The sequence below is a fragment of the Clostridium mobile genome, assembly GCF_018918285.1.
GTDB lineage: Bacteria > Bacillota > Clostridia > Clostridiales > Clostridiaceae > Clostridium_AW > Clostridium_AW mobile.
Window position 1 is genome coordinate 943,109 of the sequence record NZ_JAHLQF010000002.1, and the last position, 25,651, is coordinate 968,759.

General features: G+C 29.2%; 25 protein-coding genes. 17 read left to right on the forward strand and 8 right to left on the reverse strand.

The annotated features are described in order from the left end of the window. Window positions 1-99 precede the first annotated feature (99 nt). Complete coding sequence (locus KQI86_RS10685) at window positions 100-1,431, forward strand: FMN-binding glutamate synthase family protein (RefSeq protein WP_216439259.1); 1,332 nt, start codon at window positions 100-102, stop codon at window positions 1,429-1,431. Window positions 1,432-1,573: 142 nt separating this feature from the next. Here KQI86_RS10685 and KQI86_RS10690 read toward each other — a convergent pair whose 3' ends face one another. Beyond that, window positions 1,574-1,921 (reverse strand): hypothetical protein, encoded by a 348-nt coding sequence (locus KQI86_RS10690; protein ID WP_216439260.1) that lies wholly within the window; start codon window positions 1,919-1,921, stop codon window positions 1,574-1,576. 216 nt (window positions 1,922-2,137) lie between these two features. Here KQI86_RS10690 and KQI86_RS10695 point away from each other — a divergent pair, with 216 nt between their 5' ends. Both KQI86_RS10695 and KQI86_RS10700 read left to right on the forward strand, forming a co-directional pair. Next, window positions 2,138-2,842 carry a LiaF transmembrane domain-containing protein gene (locus KQI86_RS10695; protein ID WP_216439264.1) on the forward strand — a complete coding sequence of 235 codons (705 nt, stop codon included), beginning with the start codon at window positions 2,138-2,140 and terminating at the stop codon, window positions 2,840-2,842. 170 nt (window positions 2,843-3,012) lie between these two features. Continuing rightward, window positions 3,013-4,653: a Na/Pi cotransporter family protein gene (locus KQI86_RS10700; protein ID WP_216439267.1), complete on the forward strand. Its 1,641-nt coding sequence runs from the start codon at window positions 3,013-3,015 to the stop codon at window positions 4,651-4,653. A gap of 38 nt (window positions 4,654-4,691) precedes the next feature. Here KQI86_RS10700 and KQI86_RS10705 read toward each other — a convergent pair whose 3' ends face one another. Next, window positions 4,692-4,970: a hypothetical protein gene (locus KQI86_RS10705; RefSeq protein WP_216439268.1), complete on the reverse strand. Its 279-nt coding sequence runs from the start codon at window positions 4,968-4,970 to the stop codon at window positions 4,692-4,694. A 161-nt stretch (window positions 4,971-5,131) separates the two neighbouring features. Further along, window positions 5,132-6,508 (reverse strand): aldehyde dehydrogenase, encoded by a 1,377-nt coding sequence (locus KQI86_RS10710; protein WP_216439269.1) that lies wholly within the window; start codon window positions 6,506-6,508, stop codon window positions 5,132-5,134. Between the two features lie 63 nt (window positions 6,509-6,571). On the opposite strand from KQI86_RS10710, the gene KQI86_RS10715 reads away from it, so the two are divergent. Both KQI86_RS10715 and KQI86_RS10720 read left to right on the forward strand, forming a co-directional pair. Continuing rightward, window positions 6,572-6,997, forward strand: a complete 426-nt coding sequence (locus KQI86_RS10715) for a GNAT family N-acetyltransferase (protein WP_216439270.1) — start codon at window positions 6,572-6,574, stop codon at window positions 6,995-6,997. A 114-nt stretch (window positions 6,998-7,111) separates the two neighbouring features. Beyond that, entirely contained in the window at window positions 7,112-7,645 is a 534-nt protein-coding gene (locus KQI86_RS10720; protein WP_216439277.1) for a 50S ribosomal protein L25, read from the forward strand. Between the two features lie 112 nt (window positions 7,646-7,757). On the opposite strand, the gene KQI86_RS10725 is transcribed toward KQI86_RS10720, so the two are convergent. After that, on the reverse strand, window positions 7,758-8,717 hold the full coding sequence (locus tag KQI86_RS10725; RefSeq protein WP_216439278.1) for a P1 family peptidase: 960 nt from the start codon (window positions 8,715-8,717) through the stop codon (window positions 7,758-7,760). Between the two features lie 73 nt (window positions 8,718-8,790). Further along, window positions 8,791-9,378, reverse strand: a complete 588-nt coding sequence (locus tag KQI86_RS10730) for an ECF transporter S component (protein ID WP_216439284.1) — start codon at window positions 9,376-9,378, stop codon at window positions 8,791-8,793. 288 nt (window positions 9,379-9,666) lie between these two features. Here KQI86_RS10730 and KQI86_RS10735 point away from each other — a divergent pair, with 288 nt between their 5' ends. Further along, window positions 9,667-11,049 (forward strand): methyl-accepting chemotaxis protein, encoded by a 1,383-nt coding sequence (locus KQI86_RS10735; RefSeq protein ID WP_216439287.1) that lies wholly within the window; start codon window positions 9,667-9,669, stop codon window positions 11,047-11,049. Here KQI86_RS10735 and KQI86_RS10740 read toward each other — a convergent pair. Next, on the reverse strand, window positions 11,046-11,615 hold the full coding sequence (locus KQI86_RS10740) for a GDSL-type esterase/lipase family protein (protein ID WP_216439288.1): 570 nt from the start codon (window positions 11,613-11,615) through the stop codon (window positions 11,046-11,048). The two genes, KQI86_RS10735 and KQI86_RS10740, sit on opposite strands and share 4 nt — an antisense overlap. A 186-nt stretch (window positions 11,616-11,801) precedes the next feature. Here KQI86_RS10740 and KQI86_RS10745 point away from each other — a divergent pair, with 186 nt between their 5' ends. From KQI86_RS10745 to KQI86_RS10775, 7 genes are all read left to right on the forward strand, one after another. Beyond that, the gene (locus KQI86_RS10745) at window positions 11,802-13,430 is read left to right on the forward strand and encodes a S41 family peptidase (RefSeq protein WP_216439290.1); all 1,629 of its coding nucleotides are present in this window, start codon (window positions 11,802-11,804) and stop codon (window positions 13,428-13,430) included. Window positions 13,431-13,681: 251 nt separating this feature from the next. Continuing rightward, complete coding sequence (locus tag KQI86_RS10750; protein ID WP_216439292.1) at window positions 13,682-14,044, forward strand: zinc ribbon domain-containing protein; 363 nt, start codon at window positions 13,682-13,684, stop codon at window positions 14,042-14,044. Window positions 14,045-14,253: 209 nt separating this feature from the next. Then, window positions 14,254-15,105, forward strand: a complete 852-nt coding sequence (locus KQI86_RS10755) for a DegV family protein (protein WP_216439294.1) — start codon at window positions 14,254-14,256, stop codon at window positions 15,103-15,105. A gap of 2 nt (window positions 15,106-15,107) precedes the next feature. After that, a complete protein-coding gene (locus tag KQI86_RS10760; protein WP_216439296.1) occupies window positions 15,108-15,539 on the forward strand; it encodes a PadR family transcriptional regulator in 432 nt (143 codons plus the stop codon). Window positions 15,540-15,671: 132 nt separating this feature from the next. Then, on the forward strand, window positions 15,672-16,691 hold the full coding sequence (locus tag KQI86_RS10765) for a homoserine dehydrogenase (protein WP_216439297.1): 1,020 nt from the start codon (window positions 15,672-15,674) through the stop codon (window positions 16,689-16,691). 93 nt (window positions 16,692-16,784) lie between these two features. Further along, window positions 16,785-17,243 (forward strand): DUF2179 domain-containing protein, encoded by a 459-nt coding sequence (locus KQI86_RS10770; protein WP_216439555.1) that lies wholly within the window; start codon window positions 16,785-16,787, stop codon window positions 17,241-17,243. A 351-nt stretch (window positions 17,244-17,594) separates the two neighbouring features. Next, window positions 17,595-19,637 (forward strand): methyl-accepting chemotaxis protein, encoded by a 2,043-nt coding sequence (locus tag KQI86_RS10775; RefSeq protein ID WP_216439299.1) that lies wholly within the window; start codon window positions 17,595-17,597, stop codon window positions 19,635-19,637. A gap of 24 nt (window positions 19,638-19,661) precedes the next feature. Here the strand turns inward: KQI86_RS10775 and kamA are convergent, their stop codons facing one another. Together kamA and KQI86_RS10785 are read right to left on the reverse strand one after the other, a co-directional pair. Continuing rightward, a complete protein-coding gene (gene kamA / locus KQI86_RS10780) occupies window positions 19,662-20,930 on the reverse strand; it encodes a lysine 2,3-aminomutase (RefSeq protein WP_216439304.1) in 1,269 nt (422 codons plus the stop codon). Between the two features lie 11 nt (window positions 20,931-20,941). After that, the gene (locus KQI86_RS10785; RefSeq protein ID WP_216439306.1) at window positions 20,942-21,706 is read right to left on the reverse strand and encodes a polysaccharide deacetylase family protein; all 765 of its coding nucleotides are present in this window, start codon (window positions 21,704-21,706) and stop codon (window positions 20,942-20,944) included. Window positions 21,707-21,869: 163 nt separating this feature from the next. Here KQI86_RS10785 and KQI86_RS10790 point away from each other — a divergent pair, with 163 nt between their 5' ends. The 4 genes from KQI86_RS10790 to KQI86_RS10805 all read left to right on the forward strand — a co-directional run bounded on the left by KQI86_RS10790 (window position 21,870) and on the right by KQI86_RS10805 (window position 25,405). Then, entirely contained in the window at window positions 21,870-22,988 is a 1,119-nt protein-coding gene (locus KQI86_RS10790; protein ID WP_216439308.1) for an alanine dehydrogenase, read from the forward strand. 79 nt (window positions 22,989-23,067) lie between these two features. Then, window positions 23,068-23,709 carry a GntR family transcriptional regulator gene (locus KQI86_RS10795; RefSeq protein WP_216439309.1) on the forward strand — a complete coding sequence of 214 codons (642 nt, stop codon included), beginning with the start codon at window positions 23,068-23,070 and terminating at the stop codon, window positions 23,707-23,709. A 102-nt stretch (window positions 23,710-23,811) separates the two neighbouring features. Then, on the forward strand, window positions 23,812-24,513 hold the full coding sequence (locus KQI86_RS10800; protein ID WP_216439311.1) for a phosphatase PAP2 family protein: 702 nt from the start codon (window positions 23,812-23,814) through the stop codon (window positions 24,511-24,513). A gap of 283 nt (window positions 24,514-24,796) precedes the next feature. Then, a complete protein-coding gene (locus KQI86_RS10805; RefSeq protein WP_216439313.1) occupies window positions 24,797-25,405 on the forward strand; it encodes a phosphatase PAP2 family protein in 609 nt (202 codons plus the stop codon). Window positions 25,406-25,651 lie beyond the last annotated feature (246 nt).

The following is a 25,651-nucleotide window of genomic DNA, read 5'->3' on the forward strand; positions in this document are numbered from 1 at the left end:
TTATACTTAAAAGCTATAAAGAAACTATGAATAAATAAATATTTATAGCAAAAAATAACTTGAGATTTAAAATAAGATTTAAAAAGAGGAGGGATTTTTATGATAAAAAACATGATGACTAATATGATGAATAGTTTGTCTGATGATTTAATGGTAAATATACTTACAAAGGATTATCCGGAAAATTTTTTCGTAATGGCAACGGCTGCCGAAAAATTAAGTATTATGGCTATTGTGGAAGCCTGTATGAGAGGAGAAAGTGGCAAAACTCTTCAAAGAACTTATGGGAGTCCTAATGTTCAATCCCAATGGAATAAAATATTTTTAAATGGAAGGCAGTTATTTCAAATGCCAACTGAAAGTTTAGACTCCATAAATACTCAGGTTGTTATCGGTAAAAATGCTAAAAAACCTTTAACTATATCTATGCCTATCATGATAACTGGTATGTCTTATGGTGGATCTTTAAGTCTAAAAACAAAAATTGCTTTGGCAAAAGGTGCATCTATGGCAGGAACTTCAAGTAATACAGGTGAATCAGGTGTTTGTAAAGAAGAAAGAGAAGCAGCAAAACTATTGATAGGTCAATATAACAGAGGAGGATGGTTAAGAAAACAAGAGGATTTAGAACAGCTAGATGCAATTGAAATACAATTAGGCCAGGGAGCTTGGGGTGGAGCTGTACCAACTCAAATACCATCAAATCAAATAGGAGAACATTTAAGAAATACCTTTGGGTTGCAAGAAGGGGAAGACGCGAAAAAAGGATCTAGAATGGAAGGAATAAACAATGAAGATGATTTAGTTAATTTAGTAAAGAACTTAAGGGAAACCTATGGTGTTCCTGTGGGAATAAAGATAGGATCTACGCATTTCCTAGAAAAAGAACTAGATGTGATTACAAAAACAGAAGTAGATTATATTGTACTTGATGGAGCAGAAGGCGGTACCTCAAGTGCTCCGCCAATTTTAGAAGATGATATGGGATTGCCTACTTTATTTACATTAGCTAGAGCATCTAAATATCTAAAGGAAAAAGGACTTGATGATAAAATTGACTTAATAATAGCAGGGGGATTAAAAACTCCAGGAGAGTTTTTAAAAGCTTTAGCTTTAGGGGCGAAAGCAGTTTACATAGGGTCTATTGCACTTATAGCTACAATACAGAGTCAAATAATTAAAACATTAACTAATGAAACTACACCTCAATTAGTGTTATATGGTGGAAAATTAACAGATGATTTAGATGAGGACAGAGGAGCAGAAACTCTTTCTAATTTTTTGATGTCTTGCCAAGAAGAAATGAAATTATCACTAGCAGCTATGGCGAAAACTGATATAACTCAATTAACTAAAGAAGATCTTATGTCTGTAGATAGAGAATTGAGTGAAGTCTTAGGAGTAGCATATGGAGGAGAGCCTTGTAATTAATTTAAAATATGTAATTAAGAAATTATAGTAAAGATAGGAATTTTGATAATACAAAATTCTTAATAGACATAAAATTTAAAGGATAAAATTTTGCTAAAATTTTATCCTTTACTGTTAATTTTTCATTTTCAAATTTAAATTATTAATGAATACTATTCAATTGTTCTTGTCTATGGTTTTGTTTTTTCTTCATATTTTCTAACTGAGCATCATTCATGCTTCCTAAATTTTCTTTAATATATCCGCCTGTATATTTCATGTTTTGTATAATATTTTCTTCTTCGTTAGTTGGACCACCTTCACCATATACTAGCTTATCTTTTAAGTTTGATATGCTTTCCTCACGTATATTTTGTAGATCCTTAGCTGCTTCTATATTTTCAGGAGAAGATATATCCTCATATTGCTCAAGATGTCTCTCTGTTCTTGTATGCTTTTCTACTAAATTTATCATTTCATCTACTCTATTTTCTTTTTCGCGTTTATCCATTTTTATTCCTCCTATAAATTCATTTCACCATATTTATTTTGTCCTTTAACAAGCATATAATTCTATAAATATTTTGGTATAACAATATGACTTTAGTCATAATAGATGATGACCTTTAATACTGTAATAATATTTTATATATGAGTATAATTAAAATATAGGATTCTTTAATATATAATATATTTTATAAAAAATTTAAATTTAGAGGTGAAGAATATGAATGGAAAGGCAACTATAGGAATTTTATTTATACTATTTGGCTTAGTAACACTATTGCAACAATTTAATATTTTTTATTTTGGAAATATACTTTTCAATTGGTGGCCTATTATTATTATTGCAATAGGAATAAATAAATTAATAAGTAGGAATGAATCAAAAACGTCAGGTGTAATATTTTTAATAGTAGGTGTTTTTCTCCAGCTAAAAACCTTGGATATTATTACTGTAAGCATATGGAAATTTATTTGGCCAGCAATATTTATATTTATTGGTTTGAATATGCTTTTTCCTAGGGAAAGATATGGAAAAGATTTTCACGGAGATTCAGTTCAGGATGATGTAGTAGATTATGTGAATATATTTTCTGGATTAGAAAATAGAAATTTTTCTCAAAATTTTAAGGGTGGAAGTATCGTCGCTGTTTTTGGGGGAGCTACTGTGGATTTAAGAGAGGCTGAATTAGCACCAGAAGGAGCAATTCTAGATGTGATAGCTGCTTTTGGGGGAATTGATTTAATTGTTCCTACCCATTGGAAAGTTATTGTTACAGGTATACCTATATTTGGGGGATGGAGCAATAAAACGCAAAGTGACCAATTAGGTAACAATGATGACTTTATTTCTGTGCAACCAGTGTTAAGAGTTAAATGTGTAGCTGCCTTTGGAGGTATAGATATTAAAAATTATCATGAAAAATAGAAATATAAAAAATGGTTAATATATAATTATATGTATTAACCGTTTTTTTAATGTTAAATCTATGTTAATTAAGTTTAAAAAAACTTTATTTTTGTTAAAAATGATGTAATATTTATGATGTAATAATTTATGACATAAAAAATTTATATTCTTTTGGAAGGAGTTTAGGAATGAGTGCTTCACAAATGTTAATAGGTCTTTTTGGAGGATTAGGTTTATTCCTTTATGGAATGAAGCTAATGGGAGATGGTCTTGAAAACGCAGCAGGAGATAGGCTAAAAGTTTTTTTTGAAAAAGTTGTCTCCAATCCATTTAAAGGAATACTAATTGGTACAATAGTAACTGCCATAATACAAAGCAGTAGTGCTACTACAGTAATGGTAATAGGATTTGTTAATGCGGGATTGATGAACTTATATCAAGCTGCTGGAGTTATTATGGGAGCAAATATTGGAACCACAGTGACTGGCCAGCTTGTTGCTCTTAATCTTACAGCAGTTGCTCCAGTTTTTGTTGGGGTTGGTGCTTTAATTGTTCTATTTTCAAAAGGGGATAAAAGGAGAGAGATTGGTAATATTATATTAGGATTTGGTATCCTATTTATAGGAATGCAATCTATGTCTTCTTCAATGGCGCCACTAGCTAAGTCCGAGGAATTTACAAGTTTAATAGCAACTTTATCATATAATCCTATATTAGGAGTTTTAGTAGGTTTGGTTCTTACAGCAGTAGTTCAGAGTTCTTCAGCTACTATTGCAATACTTATAACATTAGCTAATACAGGATTAATGCCACTAGAAGTTGCATTACCAGTATTATTTGGAGATAATATAGGAACTTGTGCTACAGCACTTTTATCCAGCGTAGGTACTAATAAAAATGCTAGGAAAGCTGCACTTATACATATGTTTTTTAATGTAGTTGGTACGGTAGTATTCTTATTTATGTTGAAACCAATTACTTATTTAATGCATTCAATAACACCTGGAAATGTTGGTAAGCAAATAGCAAATGCACATACTTTCTTTAATATTGCCAATGTAATTATACAGGCTCCATTTATTAAATATTTAGTTGCTTTAGTAAATAAAATAATTCCAAACGATATGGAAGAGGAAAATCCAACAATGCTATATTTAGATTATAGATTATTGGAAACACCAGTAATTGCAGTTGGACAATGCAATAAAGAAATTGTAAGAATGGGTCAAAAGGCTAGAGAAATATTAGTATTAGCAGTAGAATCATTGGAAACGGGAGATGAAGATTTAATAAAGAAAGTAGCAGAAGGAGAGGATTTTGTAGACCTCTTAGAAGAAGAAATAACAAAATTCCTTGTTAAACTTTCAAATACAGAACTTTCTAAACAACAGGTAGATAAAGTGACATCAATGTTCCATGTGGTTAAGGATATAGAAAGAATAGGAGACCATGCTAAAAACATTGCTAACCTATCTACAGAAAAAATATCAAAAAGATTAAGTTTCTCAGAGGAAGCTCAAAAAGAATTAAAAGAAATGTATGAATACACTCTCAAAGCCCTAGATACATCTATAATAAGCTTTGAAAAAAATGATGTAAAAATGGCAATTGATGTTCAAGAAATTGAAGATGAGATTGATAGACTCCAAGATGAATTAAGAGACAATGATATAAAGAGATTAAACTCATCAGCTTGTGAAGCAAGGGTTAGCGCTATATATTTAGATATCATATCAAATTTTGAAAGAGTAGGAGATCATTCTCTTAATGTATCTGAAGCTGTAATAAGAGTTAATAAATTAGTTGCATCTGAAGCAACAGTAAACTAATAAAGACTAATTAAAAAAAGGATGCTTAGCATCCTTTTTTAGCTTTCCTTATTTTCTTCATCAACTTCGTCTTCGTTATTTTCATCTTCTAATTTTATCTCGAAAGATGAATCCATATCTGTTTCATTTAATTCATCATTGTGGCAACCACAACAAAAGTCATCTTCAATATCTTCTATTTCAATCACTCCGTGATTTTCAACAATGCCTTCATCTTCGTTTTTATTTTCTTTGTATTTTTTATATATAAATGTTCCTAATGCAACAGCAGCTGTTGTAAGTGCAGCTTTAAATATATAATTATTTTTTCTTTTCATGGGTGAATTACCTCCTTAATAATATTAATATATTCATGATGTTATATAATTAATGTATTCTTTTTAACTTTTTTTATACAAAAGGACTTCAAATTAAGTTGTTCTTTATATTCTACCATTATGTGATATTTTTTACAATGTAAAAAGCGAAAATGACCATATTATTCTAGAAGCTTTTTTAATAGATTTAAAGGAACATTATATGGTGGATACTTTAATTTTAAATCAAATAAAAAACTTCTTTTCATTACAGATCTTTGATGAGTAAATGAGTAGTAGCTCCATTTTCCATGGTATTTTCCTAAACCACTATTACCAACTCCTCCAAAGGGTAGATAAGGACTATTTATTTGAGAAAGTGTTTCGTTTATGCATACACTACCGGAAGAGGTGCTCTTTATTAGCTTATCAATATTTTTATTATTTCTAGAAAAATAATAAAGGGACAAAGGCTTAGGCCTACTGTTGATAAAATATATCACTTGGTCTAAATTATCAAATTGAAGCATTGGTAGTATAGGCCCAAAGATCTCTTCTTTCATTACTAAAGAATTAATTTTTGTACCTATCATTAAAGTAGGTGAAATATATAGCTCTTCTTTTTTTGTTTCACCACCAAAGATGACTTTTCCATCTTCCAGGTAAGAACTTAATCTATCAAAATGTTTTTCATTTATTATTCTTCCATAATGAGGACTATTTATTGCATTTTCTCCGTAAAATTCTTTAATATATTTTATCAAAAGGGGAATAAATTGATGTACAACATCCTTATGGATAAATAAATAGTCAGGAGCTACACAAGTTTGTCCTGTATTAAAAAATTTACCCCAAGCTATTCTCTTTGCTGAAATTTCTAAATCTGTGCATTTATCAACTATACAAGGGCTTTTACCACCAAGCTCAAGGGTAGTTGGTATAAGATTCTTGCTTGCAGCCTCCATAACTATTTTTCCAACATTTTCACTTCCGGTAAAGAAGATATAGTCCCAATGTAGAGAGAGTAATTTGCTTGTTTCATCTACTCCTCCTTGAACCGAGTATAAATATTTTGGATTAAAATTGTTATTAATTAAGTTAGTTATCACGTTTGAGATATTAGGAGATAGCTCAGAAGGTTTAACAACAGCACAGTTACCCGCAGCGATAGCTCCGATTAAAGGTGCGAAAATTAAATGAAAAGGATAATTCCATGGTCCAATTATTAAAACGGAACCATAAGGTTCGTTGACAATATAACTTTTGCCAGGAAAAGCAGTTAAGGGGGTTTTCACCTTTTCACTCTTGCACCATTCTCTTAAATTATTTATAATATGATTTAATTCAGAGATAACAAAACCAATTTCACTTACATAACTCTCAAAATTACATTTGCCTAAATCTTTTTTCAATGCCTCATAAATTATAGTTTCATTATCTTTAATAAGATATTTAAGCTTTTTTAATTGATTTATCCTAAAATTTATATTGTAGGTAGCCCTACTGTTAAAAAATATTTGGTGGTCACATAGAATTTTATCAAAATCTGTATTAACCATATTAATCACCTCTTACTATAAAATATACCATAATATTATATTATTTGAAATGAGGAAGATTTTATGTTAAATATTATTTGGCTAGATGGAAATGATGAACTAAAAGATGCATATAAAATTAGAAGTGAGGTTTTTATAGAAGAACAAAAGGTACCAAAAGAAATAGAAATAGATATTAAAGATAAAATTTCAAAACATATAGTTGTATACCATGGAGAAGAGCCAATAGCTACAGGAAGAATTGTTATAGATGAGAATATATGTTCTTTTGGTAGAATAGCTGTAGTAAAAAAATATAGAGGGAAAGGAATAGGGGAATTTTTAGTTGAACATATGATAAAAAAAGCTTCTCATTTAAAAATTAATGAGATTTATATACACGCTCAAAAGTATGCAGAGGAATTTTATAAAAAATTTAACTTTAAATCCTTTGGGGATATTTTCTACGAAGGAGGAATCGAACATATAAATATGGTATTAAAATTATGAACTATATGTAAAGTAGATGTAAACTTTATAACAAAAGTGTATAATAATTCCAATAATGTGATATACTTAACTTTACAGATATTATTGAATACATATCACTGAGGAGGGTTTAATATGGGAGTAGCAATAAATGCATATGTAAGAAATGAAAAGCCAAAAGTTACAAAGAGGGAAGGATTTATCCCTGGAGTTGTTTATGGCAAAGATTTTGAAAACATACTTGTTAAATTTGAAAGAAATAAGCTCATAGGTCTGCTTAAAGAAAAGGGAGAGAAAGCAAAAATATCATATACTTTAGACAATGTTAAAAAAGAAGGTATCATTAAAGAAATAGGAAGAGATTTTGCTACAGGTGAAATCATACATATTGATATTCAATCAGTAAAAGGAGATGACACCGTTAAGTGGACAATACCTGTAGTTTTTACGGGAAAGGAACTTCTAAATAATAGAGGGTTATACCTTCAGGTGTATTCAAATGAAGTTGACGTTGAAGCAGAAGCTTCATTAATACCTGACAATGCAGAATTTGAAGTGAGTTCTATGAACTATGGTGAAGAGGTAAAAATTAAGGATTTAAATTTAGATCCAGTTATTAAATTAGCTAAGGATAGCGAAACTATTTTAGCAGTTATAACAAACTCTTAAATCTTTAATTAGAGTAAAATTCTTTATTTAAATAAGATTTAAAAGTATAGAGTTAAAAATAAAAAAAGAGATTTTAGTAAAGCTAAAATCTCTTTTTTATTTAAATATTAATTTAAACAATATCTTTATAGGCAATGAGTCCATAACGGGAATTAGCATTTTTAACTGCATTAATAACCGCTTTTTCAACAACTCTAGCTGCTAACATACCTACCACATTTATATCTGCTTCTATCTTATTTGTGGCCATTGTAAATATTGTGTCTCCATCAAACATAGTATGAGCAGGGCGCATAGTTCTAGCATAACCATTATGAGCCATTGAAGCAATTTTATTAGCAGAAGATTTTGTTAATATGGCGTTAGTGATAACTGCTCCTATAGTGGTATTTCCTGGGAAAACATTATTATCCTTATTATAGTTATCTATCATCCATTGTTCAGTATTGATAAATTTGCTGTTTTTTATAGCGCCAGCAATAATTTCACCTGTTTTAGGATCTACAACATCTCCAAGGCAGTTAACTGCGATAAGAGCACCTATCTTTAGATCTCCAACTTGAATACAATAACTTCCTAAACCACCTTTCATAGAGTGTTCAGGACCCAACATCTTTCCTAAAGTAGCACCGGTCCCTGCGCCTACATTTCCTTGTAAATCTTCTTTATTATGTTCAGAATGAATTGCAGCTTGGTAACCCATTGCTTTATCAGGTCTAATATTTTTAAGACCTACACTCAAGTCAAAAAGCACTGCTGAACAAACTATGGGAACTTTTGTAACACCAACATCAAATCCAACTTCACATTTATCCAAATATTCCATAACTCCATTAGCAGCCTCTAAACCAAAAGCACTTCCTCCAGAGAGTACTATACTATGTATTTTTTCAATCATATTAACTGGATTTAAAAGATCTGTTTCTCTAGTCCCTGGAGCTCCTCCTCTTACATCAACACCTGCGGTAGCTCCTTCTTTACATATTATAACAGAACATCCGGTACCACCTTCTAAATTTTGAGCATGCCCTATATTTATGCCATCTATATCAACTAAGTTTATTTCTTTCATTTCATTACTCCTCTGTAAATGTTTTTATTCCAATGTTTTTAAAAATCTCCTGAACTAAGTCAGGAGATTTTTCTTACTTCTTTATTTTTTTTACTGCCATAACTACTGGCACGGTTATTAATACGGATAGTATGGCTTCAGGAATTCCATTTGCTAGACCCACAGCCATAATGGCTTTTTTAGCAGCGGGCACGCTTATATTAAAAACTAATGCATATCTTTCTACATAAATTAAGTACATTAATCCTAAAACACCAAAGGTATTTATCAAAGATCCAACTACTGCAGCTAAAGCAATTTTTAAAGTACCTAGTTTTGAAGATAGAATCGAATAGCAATAATAAGATGCTATTCCAATAATAACTCTAGGAACTACAGAAACTATTGGATTGACAAAAACAAAGGATATGGGTGTAGGATTTGTAAAGGCATTTATTACGCTGAAAATGCCGAAAATTAACCCTATCATTCCTCCCACTACAGGGCCTTCCATAATGGCACCAATTATTACTGGTACATGCATGATAGTGGCTTTTACTGGTGGAATAGGTATAAAACCTAAACCAGAAATACCAAGAAAAATTGAAATGGCAGACAACATTCCAACAACGGCTATTTGTCTAGTGCTAAGATTAATTGATGATTTTAATTTTTTCTCCATTAAAATTACCTCCGTTATTATTCCCTTAGGGATATAATTCGAAAATTTCTTATTAAACTATTGGGTGTTCAGTTTCATAAGAATACCGACGAAATCATTTTAACACGTTTATAAGGAAAATTAAATAGAATCGTTAAAATTTTATCAATAAAGAGTATTCTGACAATTTCCATAAACCGAGAAAAAAACCTATTTATATAAAGAGGAAAAACGCATACTATGGAGAATATAGAATAAACGTAAGGAAATAAATGATAAATTGTAACAATATGAAAAGGGAGGACGAATATGGTGTTCAGCAAAAAAAAGAATAAAAAAGATTATGATGTGGATAAGGATTTGGAAATAATAAAAAATAATATTAATGAATTAATAAAAGGAAATTTAATAAAAATAGATGAAGCTCAGGTGAAAGATAAGGAATTACTGAAATTATGGAATAAATTAGTTGATAAGACCTATGATGAAAAAAATCATAATGTAAATTTAGTAAATGATGTATTAAATTCAGTAATTAAAATGGAATATATCGGTGACATGGTGGATAATGCAAACAATCAAAATAATTCTATTAAGGATGTAAATGATAATAGCGAGGAATTAACCTTGTCAATCCATGAAATGGCAAAATTTGCTGAGAAAATATCCATGAAAACCGAAAATGCTATTAATGCAGTAGATGAAGGGGTTAACAGTATAAGAACTTCTTATACTTATATGATAGAATCTTTGAAAAACAATAAGACTATTGAAGATAACATGAATATGGTTATTCAGAGAACAGCAGACATTGAAAAAATAATAGATATAGTTAAAGGTATTGCAGATCAAACAAACTTACTAGCACTAAATGCTGCAATTGAAGCTGCAAGAGCTGGTGAAGCAGGAAAAGGATTTGCTGTAGTAGCACAAGAAGTAAGAAAGCTTGCAGAAGATACAAAAGAATCAGTAAATAGTATACAAAATAATATTGGAGAACTGAAAAGCGATATAGAAGTTTTAGTTAACGATATAAACAGTACAAGTTCTAATGCATCTCTTGAGGAAGATTTATTAAATAATTCAATAAGTACTATAGAAAATATTAAAAAAGTAGTTGAAGAAATTAATGTAGAGATGAATCAAATCTCTGCTAGTAGAGAGGAGCAGTTAACTTCCACAGAAGAACTTAATGAGCATATAAATTTAATAGCTAAGGAAGCTAACGAGCTTTTGCTACAATTTAATAAAGCAGGAAGAGATATTTATGATTTAAGTATAGCTACAGATAATGGAAGAAAAATTTTGCTATCAAATGGAGGATGTTTAGAAGATAAGGATATGATAGAGCTCTATAAGACAGACCACCTACTTTGGAAATGGAAAGTTTATAATATGATGTTAGGATATGAAAAGTTAGATGAAAATATTGTAGCAGATTATAAAATTTGCAATCTGGGAAGATGGTATTATTCAGTAAAGAATGAAAAACTTCTTAAAAATAAAGATTTTATTGAAATAGAAAAGTATCATAAAGAGCTTCACAGCATTGCTAAAGAAGTTATAGCATTCTGTAAAAAAGGGGATATGAGAGATGCAAAGTTAGGTATAAAGGATATGGAGAGTTGTTCTTCAACAATGTTAAGTTATATGGATAAAGTAAAGAGCTTTTTAAATGAAAATAATGGTTAGAACTTTATAGTTCTAGCCATTATTTTATGCCCTTCAAAAGTTGGGTGAATACCATCTGTGTAAAGATTAGATAGGACTTCAGGGTTGATTTCAGGATTTTTAGTAAAGGAAGCGTAGAAATCAAAATAAGTGATGTTATTAATATTAGAATAATCTATAATATTTTCCCTATAAATCTCAATAGCAGAGTTAACCTTAGAGTAATCAATGCTATCATCCCAATATTTATTTGCTAGACTTACATGAACTGGAGGCTGAATTCCTATAAGAGGAATTATATTGTTTTCTTTACACTCCTGTATAATCAATATAATATTATTTATTGTATTATCTAGACTTGCGTTAAGCAGAAAGTCATTTGTACCTCCCATGATTATACAATGAGTAGGGTGCAAGCATATCACATCTTTATAAGATCTAAAAAGCATACCAGCAGTAGTATCACCATTTAAACCTTTATTTGTAACAGGAATTTTAAATACTTCCTTTATAATATCACACCAGCATTCGCCATATGATACGCCATAACCGTAGGTAAGACTATCACCAAAACAAACTAATTTCATCTAAATCACCTTTTATAAAATTATTTTACATATATATTATCATAGCTTATTTATTATCTCCATGGACAAAGTATTGAATTCGTAAGATAATAAAAAATGAATGTATAAAATAAATGTATAAAATAAAGTTTCATATTTTTCAATATATGTCTTATAATAATGTTATTAGAAAGGTGGGAGATATTTGTGGTGCATTATAAAAAGAAAAATAAGTTTAATGCCTTACTTCTTGGACTAATAGTCTTTATAAATATATTATTTTTTAATGGAAGTGTACACAGTTATACAATAAACGAACAAAGTTTATGGGAAGCAAAATATCTAATTCAAAAAAATTCTATTTATGATCTTCCATTAGAAGGAGTGAACTCCAATGATATTAATGAGGTTATAAAATACTTAAAGGATCCCTATAGTCAATATTTTACTAAAGAAGAGTTTGAAAAATTTGTTATGGGGATCAATCAAAGTTTTCATGGTATAGGTATATATAATGAAAGCGTACCAGAAGGTATAAAAGTAGATTCTTTCTTGCCAGGTTCATCTGCACAAGAAGCGGGGTTAAAAGTTGGAGATATAATTATAAGTGCAGATGGAAATAGTTTAAAAGGATTGGATTTATCTAAAGCAGTAAAATATATAAAAGGTGAAATTGGTACTTTTGTTAAGTTGACGGTAAAAAGAGGAGAAACTATTTTAAATTATAATGTGGAGAGAAAGGAAATAAAAATACCTACTGTTGAAGGAGAACTTTTAGATAATAATGTAGCATATATTTTAATTGAATCCTTTGGGGAAGATACTCCACAACTTTTAAATGAAAAATTTAAAGAGATGAAAAGTAAAGGAGCAGAAAAGTATATTATCGATTTGCGGAACAATACGGGAGGATATACTAACTCTGCCTACGATATTTTAGGTTATTTTATAGGTGATAATGTAGCTACAGTAATGAAAGATAGTAAAAATAATGAATATAAATATAAAGCTCAAAAACATGATTATATAATTGATAAAGATATTATACTTTTAGTAAATGAATATACTGCTTCTGCCTCCGAAATACTTTCAGCTGCATTAAAGGATTATAATAAGGCTTTGCTCGTTGGAAATAAAACCTATGGAAAGGGAGTACAGCAAACTATATTTTCATTAAGTAATGGAGATGTAATAAAATTAACTACCCATAGCTTTTATTCACCTTTAGGTAAAGAGATAAATGGTGTTGGAATAACTCCAGACATCAATTCTGGAAAAGTAGATCCTTTGAGGATAGCAGAGTTACTTTTTTCAGGAAAAGCTTCTACTATGGATAAAAGTCATTTAGTGAAGATTATAGGGGAAAATAAAAAGGAATATTATATTGATTTAAATAAAGCTAGGGATAAAAATTATAGGAAAGCATTTAAGCATATATTGAATTCAACCAAGGAAGGTAATATATTTATTGGAACTCAAAGTGGGTGGAATAAACTTACTAAGAAAGATATAGCTAATGAAGTTAATATATATTTTAATGATTATAGCAAATTGCCAAAGTTAGTTAAATCAAAAGAAAAAGCAACTTTTAAAATAAAGCTAAATAAAAATGTTGACTCTAAAACAGTAAACTCAAATACAATAAAATTAATTAATGAACAAACCTTTGAAGAGATAAAAGGAGACTTTAACTTAGAAAAAGATAATGAGATAATATTTTCTCCATTGCAAGCTTCTAAATTACAAGGCAATTATATATTATTAGTTGAAGGCTTAAAAGATATAGATGGTAATGAATTAAAAAATAAAACATTGTTGCCAGTGCAATTTCAGTAATCTCTAGATTGATATTTATAGGTTTATAGATCTACATTTATAAGTGTATAGATTTATATTTATATGTGTGCATCTTGATATTTTATGAAGACTTTGCTACATTATCTATAGCAAAGTCTTATTTTACCTATGTAAAATATACAAAAAGTTTATAAATCATTAATAAAGTATTATAAAGAAATATGTTAATATATTATATATAATATATAGTAAATTTTAATTACTTCAGGGAGGTAATTAGTCAAATGAATATGAATTATTATAAACAGATGGATCAATGGGATAATTTAACTAAAATATTATTAATTCTTGGTGTGATTCTATTATTATCAAGCTCCAGTAGGATAATAGGAGTTACATTAATAATATATGCTGTAGGAAGAATGGGGTACTATAGTAGCAGGAATAAAAGTATGGGAGATGTTAACTTTAATAAAGTTAAAAGTGACATGAAAAATGTTTTAGACAATTTTAAAAACAAAATGAAGGAAAGAAAAGAATTTTTGGTTACAAGATGTCCTAATTGCTCTCAAAAATTAAGGCTTCCACGAAGGAAAGGCAACATACTAGTTACTTGCCCAAGATGTGGATATAAGTTTAAATTAAAAACCTGATAGTTCATTCTATCAGGTATAAATATATGTAAGCTAAAGGAAACTTTATTAATTTAAAGTTTCTTTTATTTTTTTGTTGGTTATCAGTAGTGATAGTTATCAATAGTGATATATATCACTATTGATATTCATATATAAATGGTGATATAATTTATACATAATGTGGAATAATATACTAGAGACTTATCTATATAAAGGAGGAAATGTAATTGGAAAAGATTGCTTTAATAACCGATACCACAGCCGATTTAACAGAAGAAATTATTGAGGAGTATAATATAAATATACTGCCGTTTAGAATAATTTATAAAGATAGAGAATATAAAGATAAGATTGAAATCACTCCACAAGAAGTGTATGATAATTTTAAGGTGGAAGTACCAACATCTTCACTACCATCCATGCAAGATACGGAAGAGTTATTTACAAAGCTAGAAGAGGAAGGATATACTCATGCAATTATAATAACACTATCAACAGGTCTTTCAGGGATATATAACGGAGTAAAATTGGTAAGTGAGAATCATCCTAAAATTACTTCACATGTTATGGACTCAAAAGCTATATCATGGGGTGAAGGAGCTTTAGCTCATAAATGTGGTGAATTAATAAAAGAAGGTAAAGATTTTAATACAATAATAGATGAATTGTATAAATTCAGGCAAAAGATTCAAGTTTTTTTTGTTGTAGGTACTTTAGAATACTTGAAAAGAGGTGGCAGAATAGGCAAAGTTTCTGGAACTATAGGAGAATTATTAAATATCAAGCCTATAATTGTTGTAGATAACAATGATGGTAAATATTGTACTTATGATAAGGTTAGAGGTAGGAAACAATCGCTAAATAGGATGTTTGAAATAGTAGAAAATAAATTAAAAGAAACCAAATGTTCTATTTATGTTATGCACGGAGATGCTTTAGAGGAATCAACAAAAATATATGAAAAACTAAGTAAATTAGAAAATGCATCAAAAGTTGTAATGGGAGGAGCAATAAGCCCTGTATCTGGAGTTCATAGCGGACCTGGCCTTGTTGGAATTGTATTAATAGAGGAGTCGTAAAGATGAATTTTGGGTATGACGATGTGAAGGAAGAGGAGAAGCGCCTTTACGAAGAGTATAAAAAAAAATTAGAAAATCTAAAAAAAATTGAAAAAGAAAAGGAAGCTGTAGGCCAAGTTTTTACCAAAGGGCTTTTGCCTTTATATGTTTTATACATATTAAGTTTAGGTCCAACTAATGGTAATGACATAGCTCATCAAATAGGTGAAAGAACAAAAGGCCTATGGATACCAAGTACTGGGGGCATTTATCCACTTCTTAAAAAATTTGAAAAACAGAAGTTGGTTAAAGGTGAATGGGATAGTTCAAAAAGAATATATTCACTTACGGATGTAGGACATGAAGAGCTTAAAAACAAAAAAGAATTATTAAAACTTAAAATTGAAGAAGCACTTAAAGTATTTAATATTATATATAGTGATTTATATAAGTAAACAGCGAAAAACGCTGTTTTTCTTTTTTGCTATAGAATCTAATAAGAATATGATATAATGTAATAGATTACATGTGATTTTGTCACCTTTTATTTTCAGAAATTTTATAATATTAAAGGATTGGGGGATTTTATGATAAAAAGGGTTATTTTAGCTGGTTTTGGTAATGTAGGTAAGGAATTTGTAAAGCTTATTGATGAAAAAAGGTTATATATTAGAGAAAAATACGATCTAGATTTAATCTTATGCGGTGTTTTAGAAAAGGAAGGATGTATTTTTGAAGACGGAGGAATTGATACATCTTATTTAATCAACTGCCCTTTAGGCTCTCAAGGAGTGCTTAAATATACTGAACATTATAAAGAATCCTACTATAATTATCCTGTTTTAGAAGGCGATATTCTTATAGAATGTACGCAAAGCAACGTAAAAACAGGAGGCCCTTCAATAAATTATATAATAAATTCTATTAATAGAGGTATGGATATAGTAATGTTATCTAAAGGTGCTTTAGCCACAAACTTTAATCAATTGATGGAGTTGGCAGGAAAAAAAGATGTAAAAATAAAATATAGTGGTGCTACAGCAGCGGCTCTTCCGACTATGGATTTAGGAGTATACAGTTTAGCAGGAGCAAAAATTATAAGTATAACCGGAGTTTTAAATGGAACCACTAACTATATATTGAATAGAATGTTTGAAGAAAATATATCTTTTGAACAAGCATTAAAAGAAGCTGTTGAAAAAGGGATAGCAGAGCGAGAAAATTCAATGGATATAGATGGGATTGATAGTGCCTCTAAAATATTATTATTAGCAAATAGTTTAATGAATAGTAATTACTCTTTAGAGGATGTTGTAATTAAAGGTATTAGAGATATAAGCAAAGAGGATATACTAGAGGCTAAAAATGAGAATAAGGTTATAAAGCTATTATGCAAGGCATATTATAAAGATGAAAAGTTAGTTTTAGAAGTATCGCCGGAAAAAGTCCATGCTAATAGTCTCTTAGGGAGCATAAATGGAAGTAATAAAGGGGTGGTATTCAATACTGATACTATGGGAGAAATATATTTAATTGGTGGAGCATCAAATCCTAGGGGAGCAGCGGCTGCTGCATTAAAAGATGTTATAAATTTATGTAGAAAGTAATATATAATTAGAAAATGGGTTCATTATAGGGAGGATATTTTCTTGATTACATATTTATTAATTTTTTTAGCAAAGATAGTAGAAGTATCTTTAATGACCATACGAACTGTATTGATAACTAGAGGGGAAAAATTATATGGTTCAATAATTGGTTTTTTTGAAGTGTCAATATGGCTATATCTAATTAATAAAGTATTGGTAGGAATAAATGAAGACCCAATAAGGATGATAACATATGCATTGGGATATGCATGTGGTAACTATTTAGGGTCTGTATTAGAAGAAAAATTAGCTTTAGGATTGTTAACTATAAGTGTAATTTTACCCGAACCTGAAGGAGAGGAACTGGCTGCAAAATTAAGAGAAAAAAATGTAGGTGTAACAAAAGTAAGGGCTGAAGGAATAAATAAAGATAAAAGCTTATTATTAATTCATATTAAAAGAAAAAGAAAAAATGAGATTATCAATCTTATTGAAAAAAGTGCACTTCATTGCGTTATCTCTATAAGCGATATAAAAACTGTAATGGGTGGATACGGCATAAAAAAATAGATTCTATTTTATATAGAATCTATTTTTTGTGAAAATTTATTAGTTTGACTTAATCTTCATATAATTTTATTTTAGTTACATATATAAATGACGTATATAGATACGATAATAATTATAAAGTACACTATATAATATATAGTATAGTATACTACTAAAAAAATATAATAATAAATATAAATATATTTAACAAAAAATAATATTATTATGAAAACATTAGTAAATCCATTGAAATTTATCAATAAATGTTATATTATACATTTATAACATATGTAATTATTAGGAGAATTTTGTTCAAAAAAGGAGGGGGTTAAAATTAAATCTATAAAACACAAATTAATATTTGTAGCTGTGATGCTTGTAACCATACCAGTTTTAGCTATTACTATTACTACTGCAAGTATTACAAGCAAAAACCTTACAAGTCACTTTTATGAAGATCATGTAACATTATCCAATACTATAGCTAATAGTGTATCAGATTATATGAATAAGGCATATGTTTTAACAGAAGAACTTATAAGTAATCATTATGTAAGGCAAATGGACCCTAAGATGCAAGATAGTGCTGTAAAGGATACCATGAAGAGGAACCCATATTTTGATTTGTTTTGCATTCAAGATATGAAAGGTGACCAGACAGCCAGAACTACAGGAAAATTGGCAAATAGGGCAGACAGATGGTGGTTTAAAGAAAGTGTAAGCAAAAAGAAACCCTTTGTTACTAAATCATATCTTACTGTAAATGATGATAGTGATGCTATTAATTCTATCATATTTCCAATCTTTGATGAAAAAAATAATATGGTTGGGGTAATGGATGCAGATTTGAAATTGGACGAGCTTCAGAAAATGGTAGAAAAATATAGTACCGATTTAGTTTATGCATATGTTGTTGATGGAGAAGGTGCTGTTATTGCACACCCAGACAGGGAAAAAGTACAAGAAATATATAATTACAAAACATCTACAAGAACTGTAAGGCAGAAGGATAGTTCTAATAAAGTTATAAAAGATGAGAATGGTGCTCCAGTAACTAAAGTGGAGAATATAGAAGTACCGGAAAAATTAGCGGAAATTACATTAGATGCTTTAGCTGGAAATTCAGGTAAAACTGAATACAAAGATTTAAACGGCGAAATAGTGATAAGTGCATACCAAACCATTAAATTACCAGGAGAGTCAGATAACTGGGCAGTAATTACAGTGGAAAAGAAAAGTGATGCACTAGCACTGGTTTATAAAGTTCAAAAAATCAGTTACATAATAGGTGCTGGAATGTTATTTCTTGTAATTATAATTACATATTTATTATCAAGTAAATTTACAAAACCATTAATTAACCTTGCTAAAATTACTGAAAAAGCATCTTCAGGGGATTTGACGGCTTATAGTGATTATAAGTCAAAAGATGAAATAGGGCTTTTAAGCGATAGCTTTAATGCTATGTTAGATAATATGAAAAATCTAATAAGAAATATAAATGAAACATCATCGGTAGTATCCAATTCTTCACAATCATTATTAGCATCAACGGAGCAAACTTCCAGTTCCATAAGTGAGGTAGCTCAAAGTATAACTGAGGTAGCTTCTACCATGGAAAAAGGTGCTGATAGTTCAAAAGAAGGAGTAATGGCTGCCAATGAATTATCAAAGGAATTAGATTTAGTTGTACAGCGTATAAAAGAAAGTATAGATACTACAAATAAAGTATATGAAATTTCTAATACTGGTTTTCAAACAATTAATAAATTAGAAGCTAAAAATTTAGAGAATGGCAATGTATCGAGAGCAGTATTTAATGTCATCAATGAGTTAAGTGAAAAGGCTAATAGTATTGGTGGAATTGTAGAAACAATTACTTCAATATCAGAACAAACTAACTTACTTGCATTAAATGCGGCTATAGAAGCTGCTAGAGCAGGGGAAGCTGGTAAAGGTTTCTCAGTGGTAGCAGAAGAAGTAAGAAAATTATCTGAAAACACTGCTCAATCTACAAATAATGTTAAATCTATAATAACCAGTATACAAAAGGACATAGAAGTAGCACTAACCACAATAAAGACAGCAGATACAGTTCTTAAAGATCAAAACGAGGCTGTAGATAATACTAGAGATACCTTTAAAGAAATAAATGCTTCAATAGTAAATGTTGTTGAAAAAATTGACTATATATCTGAAAGTTTAAAGAGTGTTGATGAATGTAGAAATAAGCTATTGTCAGTAGTTCAAGAAGTTTCTAGTATTTCAGGCGGTATTGCAGATGCGGCTCAAAATGTAAGTGGTGCAACAGAAGAGCAAAATGCTGAAATGGAAGAGATAAATGCATTATCGGAAGAATTAAATAGAATGGCTCAGACATTAGAAAGTGAAATAAGAAAGTTTAAAATACAATAAAAAAATGATCCTAGGAAGTATTTCCTAGGATTTGCTTTTATAATCATTAATTCTTTTCTTTCTATCTAAAGATTTGGGTTCAAGATTTATTTGTATATTTTCTAATAGAGATGAAACACCAGTAGATAGTTCTTTATTTTCGCTCTTGCATGTTGGACAATTGCAAGGAGTTTCTTCGAAGTGAGAAGGTTCTGTATATGTTGTTATAACACCTTCGTAGTTTCTTAACACAACTTTTGAAGGGGATTGACTAATAAGATATTGAGGCATTACAGGTATTTTTCCGCCGCCACCAGGGGCATCCACAACGAATGTAGGAACACAGTAACCAGAAGTGTGACCTCTTAAGCCTTCGATTATTTCAATTCCTTTAGAAACTTTAGTTCTAAAATGTTCAATTCCTTCTGATAAATCACATTGATATAAATAATAAGGTCTTACCCTCATTTTCACTAACTTATTAACCAAATCTTTTTGTATATATACACAATCATTAATTCCTCTTAATAAAACTGTTTGATTTCCTAGAGGGATTCCAGCGTTGGCTAATTTTTCGCAAGCCTTTATAGAATATTCTGTAATTTCATTTGGGTGATTAAAGTGAGTGTTAAGCCAAATCGGATGATATTTTTTCAACATATTTACTAAATCATCTGTTATTCTCATTGGATTAACTACAGGAATTCTAGAACCTATTCTTATAATTTCTACATGGGGAATTTCCCTTAGATTCTTTATTATATATTCTAGCCTGTCGTCTTCAACCATTAGTCCATCTCCACCTGACAATAGTACATCTCTTACAGAGGGGGTATTTCTAATGTAATCTAATGCCATTTCAATCCTATCTTTAGGCATGAAAGAATCTGTATGACCAGCAAATCTTCTTCTAGTACAGTGCCTACAATACATTGAGCACATATCGGTGATTAAGAATAAAACTCTGTCAGGGTAAGCGTGAGTCAATCCTGGAACTGGTGAGGAAGCATCTTCTTGCAAAGGATCGCACATATCAGCTTTTGAAAAGCTTAGTTCATGTATGGTTGGGACTGCTTGCTTTCTAATAGGATCATTTAAATCGTTTGGATCTATTAGTGTAGCGTAGTAGGGAGATATTCCCATTCGCAAAGTCTGTAAGCATTTATCTATAGCTTCTTCTTCTTCTGGCAAAATGTTAATAACTTTTTTTAATTGTTCTATAGTGGTGATTCTATTTCTAACTTGCCATTTCCAATCATTCCACTGATCTTCAGTAACGTCTTTCCATAAATCAATTTCTCTGTAATCTCTCATATATTATCCCCCTATTCTTTATTTTTTAGCATTTCTACTAATTTTTTTTGTATTGAATGAATATCTTCTTTTAAATTATCTCGTTCATAGTGAAAGTCATTAGAATCTAAAAGATAGCTATGAGTAACTCCTAGAGTAAGCTTATCTTCATCAATTGCATCATTTAAGAGTTGGCATAGTTTTTCAGAGGAGAAATATTCTAGTCTTAATTCCTCTTTGTGATCTAATGAATATACAGGTAGTGATGTAAGTAGATTATTACTTACTCTATACTGTTCTCTATAAGTATTATGAGATTCAAACCTTATATCCGTTAACTCGTATAACGCTTTGGCGGTGTCATCGTTCATTGAAAAGTAACCACCTCTATATATTTGAATAGGCGTTATACCTCTTTGAGTTAAATATTCCATAGAATAATTAATAATACATTTTTGCTCTTCTAGATTGTAAGAGGCCAGTAACTCCTCATCCTTTTTTATAAAGGAACATTTTCCAGTGATTTCATCTGGAAGATTTTCAGGATGAATATGAAGGCCAAAAATTACATTATACTGCTTTATTTTCTCAACTAAGTTCAATTGAGATAGCATGTCCGCAAAAAAAGGGGTTATAAATAAAATGGTAGTAACATCATTTTCTGAATTAAATTTTAAAAATCTTTCTAAATTCTCTACATTATTTTTTAAATTTTTATCAAAATTAGTTCCTTCGCAATCTATTGTGATTGCATACTGGAAACCATCTTTACTTATTAATTCTAGTATGTTTTTCATGTTTAAAATCCCCCTATAATAAATACATTGAAAAATTACAACTTTAACTATATAATAAAGTTGTAACTAAATAACAACTTTATTATACTATATGGGTTTTTGGTTGTCAAAAACTTTCAGATAAAAAAATAATTAATATTTTGTTAAGAATAGGGGGATAAAAATGATTACTTTAGGATTTCCAAGAATGCACAAAGAAGAAAATGAAAAGAGGGATTTTTTACCTGATTTCTTTAGGAGATTAAAGGGAGAGAATGCAGAATTTTATCTAGAAAAAGGCTATGGCTCGAAAATGGAAATAAAAGAAGAGGAGTATTTACAGGCTAATGAAAATATAAAGTTTGTATCAAATAAAGAATGTTATGAAAAGGATATTGTAGTAGTTCTTCGTTCACCGGAATTTAATGAAATAGACTATATGACCAATGGTAGTACTTTAGTTAGTATGCTACATTATCCTACAAGACCTACGAGAATTCAGAAGTTAAAAGGCAAGGATATTTTTGGAGTATCTATGGATTCCTTAAGAAATGATTTCTTAGAAAGAATAGTTGTAAATTATAATGGAACTTCTGGTAATGGTATAGAAATGGCTTTTCAAGAGTTGAGTAAAAGTATGAAAAATTTTTATTCAAAAGATAGAGGAGTTATAAATGTGACAATAATGGGAATGGGAATGGTTGGCCTTTATGCTGCTAAAGCTGCTGGAAAATATGGAAATAGGGAATTGAATAATAAGATGGTAGAATTAGCTACTAAGGGGATAGTAGTAAAAATGTTACCAAGAACGGTAACAGGGGACAGAGAAGAGATAATAAATTTATTAAAGGAAACAGATATTCTAGTAGATGCAACTACAAGAGACAATGCATCTGAGTATATAATTACAAATGACTTAGTAGCACATTTAAAACCTCATGCCATAATATTAGATTTAACAGCAGACCCGTATTTAATTGATACAGATCCTATTCAAGTTAAGGCTGTTGAGGGTATACCTACAGGAACCTTAGATAAACCAGTAATGTATCCAGAGGATGAAGTTTATAATACTATACCTAAGGGAGTTAATAATGATAATAGGAGAACTGTAGTAGGATGCAATGCATGGCCAGGAATAAAACCAAAGGAATGTATGCACCTATATGGAATGCAACTGTTCCCAATAATACAACAATTAATAAGATTAGATAGAAAAGACTTTTCTTTGAATAATGATGATTTTTTCAATAGATCTATTTATAGAGCTACAATGGATCACTTTGAAAAATATGAAAAATAGTAGAAAAATAAGGATTTTTGTTGTAATATATAAGAAGTGACATCAACATCATTAAATACTACAAAATGGAGGAATAAAAATGAAAGTCCATCAAGGCGGGGCAGTATACAAGAACATTGCTTTAGATGTAGCCAATAAAATAGTGCTAGGTGATTTTAAAGCAGAGGAGAAAATTAGTGGAAGATCTACGCTGGCTAGTATGTATAATGTATCCCCTGAAACAATAAGGAGAGCAATAGCTCTACTGGAGGAAATGAATGTTGTATCTTCTACTAGAGGAAGTGGAATAGAAATATTATCAGTATCCGCAGCTGAAAAATTTATTGAAAAAAACAAAGATACGGAATATCTATCTACGGTAAAAGAAAATATTTTTAGATTAATAGAAAAAAAGAAAGAATTAGATGATGAGATTCAAGTTAATTTTGATAAAATATTAGATTTTATTGATAGATTCAAAAACATAACACCATTTACTTTAATAGAGATCGAAGTAAATGATCAATGTAAAATAATTGGTAAAAAAATTAATGAGATTAGATTTTGGCAAGCTACAGGGGCTACTATGGTAGCTTATAGAAGAGGAGAAAAAATAATTATTTCACCAGGACCACATTATGTCTTTGAATCTGGAGATACTATTGTAGTGATTGGGAGTAATAATGTATACGATAAAGTATATAACTTCATATATAATGTATCTCCTGATGAAGAAGAATAGGGAAAAAAACATCAAGCAATTATTGTTTGATGTTTTTTTCTTAAATTGACAACTACAGGGTATGTATATATACTATACCTATGTTGCTATTTTGAGGTGATAATGTTGCTTAGAAACTATTTTAAAGATTATAAAAGTATGGATGAAAGATGGAAAATATCTCTTGCGTCAGTTGTGTTATCTATAACATCTACAATTTTATTTTTAGGATTAGTATATTATTTTTATAAACTACAGGGAAATTTTTTAATAGACAAGAGAGCTATAGATTATATAAATCATATACAAGGGAAAGGTCTGGATACTTTTTTTAAAACTATAACTACCATAGGAGATCCATTAACAATAATAATCATGTCCCTTTTAATATTAGTTATTTTTTATTATAATAAATTTTTAAAAGATGGAATATATTTCGTTATTAATATAATAGGAGTATGGCTTTTTAATGAATTATTAAAATTTATTTTTAAAAGAGAAAGACCAATATTAAAAGTAATTGAAGTGAGAGGATATAGCTTACCTAGCGGGCATGCCATGGTTTTTACTGCATTTTCTTTAATGTGTGTATATTTTATTTCTATAAAAATTAAATCAAGTACGCTTAGGAATATTAGTATTTTATTAATTATTACCTTGAATTTTCTTGTGGGAATTAGCAGAGTATATTTAAGAGTACACTTTTTAAGTGACGTAATTGCTGGATGGTGTGCAGGAGTTTTATGGTCGGGTATTGGCATAATTATTCACAGATATATGTATTATAAGAGCAAGGTAAAATTATCAAATGATGAAGCAAAGTAAAAATAGTAAAGATTATATTTCTATAAAATTAAAGATGGAAATGTAATCTTTTTAATTATATTCTCTATAACATAATTTATCTGATAAGTAAAAGTTCTAATACTAATATTTTCTTTTAGTTAGGATATAAGAACTGATAAGGTTTTGAATAAGTGAGATTATCAGGAATTATTTTAAAATTTTTATTGACATGTTAAAACATTCATAATAATATCTATACAAAGTTATTAAATGCTTTTATTATACTAATATGATAAAAAACATATAAATGGAGGATATTTCTGTGCCGTTAATATTGACTATAATTTTACCATTACTAGCTATGATATCATTATTTACATTATTACATTTTTATAAGAAAAAAGAGAATTTTAATATGGACATAGAAGCTATAAATTATGTAAAGTCTATAGAAAATGAAAGACTCTATAAGCTTTTTAAAATAGCCACTACAATAGGTGATCCTACTTCTATAGTTATAATGACTATAGTTGTATCCTTTATTTGTTATAAAAATAATTACTTTAAGGAAAGTATATTTTTTTTGATAAATATTATTGGCGTATGGTTATTTAATGAATTATTAAAACTTATATATAGAAGAGAAAGACCTAGTATAAAATTACTTAAAGTAAGAGGATATAGTCTTCCTAGCGGCCATGCCATGGTATTTATGGCTTATTCTATTATTGGCATATATCTCATATTTGATAAAATTGGTGTTAATTTAATTACTTGTATAATAACTGGTATTATAGTAATTTTGAATATTGGAGTTGGATTAAGTAGGGTATATTTCAGAGTACATTATTTAAGTGATGTAATAGCAGGTTGGTATGCAGGAATAGTATGGATATGCTTAAGTATTCCCATATATAGATTTTACTATTAGAGGATAATGGAGGAATAGTTGAGAAAAATAAAATTAAAAATTAATTTCAAAAGTACTAAATATATTAATATTTGGTACTTTTTATTATGTTTATTTTTGCAATTTAAGTTTATAGCTATTAGTAAAAGTATATATAGTATCTTTAATAGTGTAATTTGGTAAATATTCATTAAATTATAAAGCACTTATACTGAATATTAAAATATTTACTGAGCTATACTAAATTAAGTGATTGTAAGGAGTGCT

Excerpts from the sequence above, each read along its gene's own strand:
- KQI86_RS10685 (WP_216439259.1), top strand. The coding sequence starts at position 100 with ATGATAAAAAACATGATGACTAATATGATGAATAGTTTGTCTGATGAT.
- KQI86_RS10690 (WP_216439260.1), bottom strand. The coding sequence starts at position 1,921 with ATGGATAAACGCGAAAAAGAAAATAGAGTAGATGAAATGATAAATTTA.
- KQI86_RS10695 (WP_216439264.1), top strand. The coding sequence starts at position 2,138 with ATGAATGGAAAGGCAACTATAGGAATTTTATTTATACTATTTGGCTTA.
- KQI86_RS10700 (WP_216439267.1), top strand. The coding sequence starts at position 3,013 with ATGAGTGCTTCACAAATGTTAATAGGTCTTTTTGGAGGATTAGGTTTA.
- KQI86_RS10705 (WP_216439268.1), bottom strand. The coding sequence starts at position 4,970 with ATGAAAAGAAAAAATAATTATATATTTAAAGCTGCACTTACAACAGCT.
- KQI86_RS10710 (WP_216439269.1), bottom strand. The coding sequence starts at position 6,508 with ATGGTTAATACAGATTTTGATAAAATTCTATGTGACCACCAAATATTT.
- KQI86_RS10715 (WP_216439270.1), top strand. The coding sequence starts at position 6,572 with ATGTTAAATATTATTTGGCTAGATGGAAATGATGAACTAAAAGATGCA.
- KQI86_RS10720 (WP_216439277.1), top strand. The coding sequence starts at position 7,112 with ATGGGAGTAGCAATAAATGCATATGTAAGAAATGAAAAGCCAAAAGTT.
- KQI86_RS10725 (WP_216439278.1), bottom strand. The coding sequence starts at position 8,717 with ATGAAAGAAATAAACTTAGTTGATATAGATGGCATAAATATAGGGCAT.
- KQI86_RS10730 (WP_216439284.1), bottom strand. The coding sequence starts at position 9,378 with ATGGAGAAAAAATTAAAATCATCAATTAATCTTAGCACTAGACAAATA.
- KQI86_RS10735 (WP_216439287.1), top strand. The coding sequence starts at position 9,667 with ATGGTGTTCAGCAAAAAAAAGAATAAAAAAGATTATGATGTGGATAAG.
- KQI86_RS10740 (WP_216439288.1), bottom strand. The coding sequence starts at position 11,615 with ATGAAATTAGTTTGTTTTGGTGATAGTCTTACCTACGGTTATGGCGTA.
- KQI86_RS10750 (WP_216439292.1), top strand. The coding sequence starts at position 13,682 with ATGAATTATTATAAACAGATGGATCAATGGGATAATTTAACTAAAATA.
- KQI86_RS10760 (WP_216439296.1), top strand. The coding sequence starts at position 15,108 with ATGAATTTTGGGTATGACGATGTGAAGGAAGAGGAGAAGCGCCTTTAC.
- KQI86_RS10765 (WP_216439297.1), top strand. The coding sequence starts at position 15,672 with ATGATAAAAAGGGTTATTTTAGCTGGTTTTGGTAATGTAGGTAAGGAA.
- KQI86_RS10770 (WP_216439555.1), top strand. The coding sequence starts at position 16,785 with ATGACCATACGAACTGTATTGATAACTAGAGGGGAAAAATTATATGGT.
- KQI86_RS10775 (WP_216439299.1), top strand. The coding sequence starts at position 17,595 with ATGCTTGTAACCATACCAGTTTTAGCTATTACTATTACTACTGCAAGT.
- kamA (WP_216439304.1), bottom strand. The coding sequence starts at position 20,930 with ATGAGAGATTACAGAGAAATTGATTTATGGAAAGACGTTACTGAAGAT.
- KQI86_RS10785 (WP_216439306.1), bottom strand. The coding sequence starts at position 21,706 with ATGAAAAACATACTAGAATTAATAAGTAAAGATGGTTTCCAGTATGCA.
- KQI86_RS10790 (WP_216439308.1), top strand. The coding sequence starts at position 21,870 with ATGATTACTTTAGGATTTCCAAGAATGCACAAAGAAGAAAATGAAAAG.
- KQI86_RS10795 (WP_216439309.1), top strand. The coding sequence starts at position 23,068 with ATGAAAGTCCATCAAGGCGGGGCAGTATACAAGAACATTGCTTTAGAT.
- KQI86_RS10800 (WP_216439311.1), top strand. The coding sequence starts at position 23,812 with ATGTTGCTTAGAAACTATTTTAAAGATTATAAAAGTATGGATGAAAGA.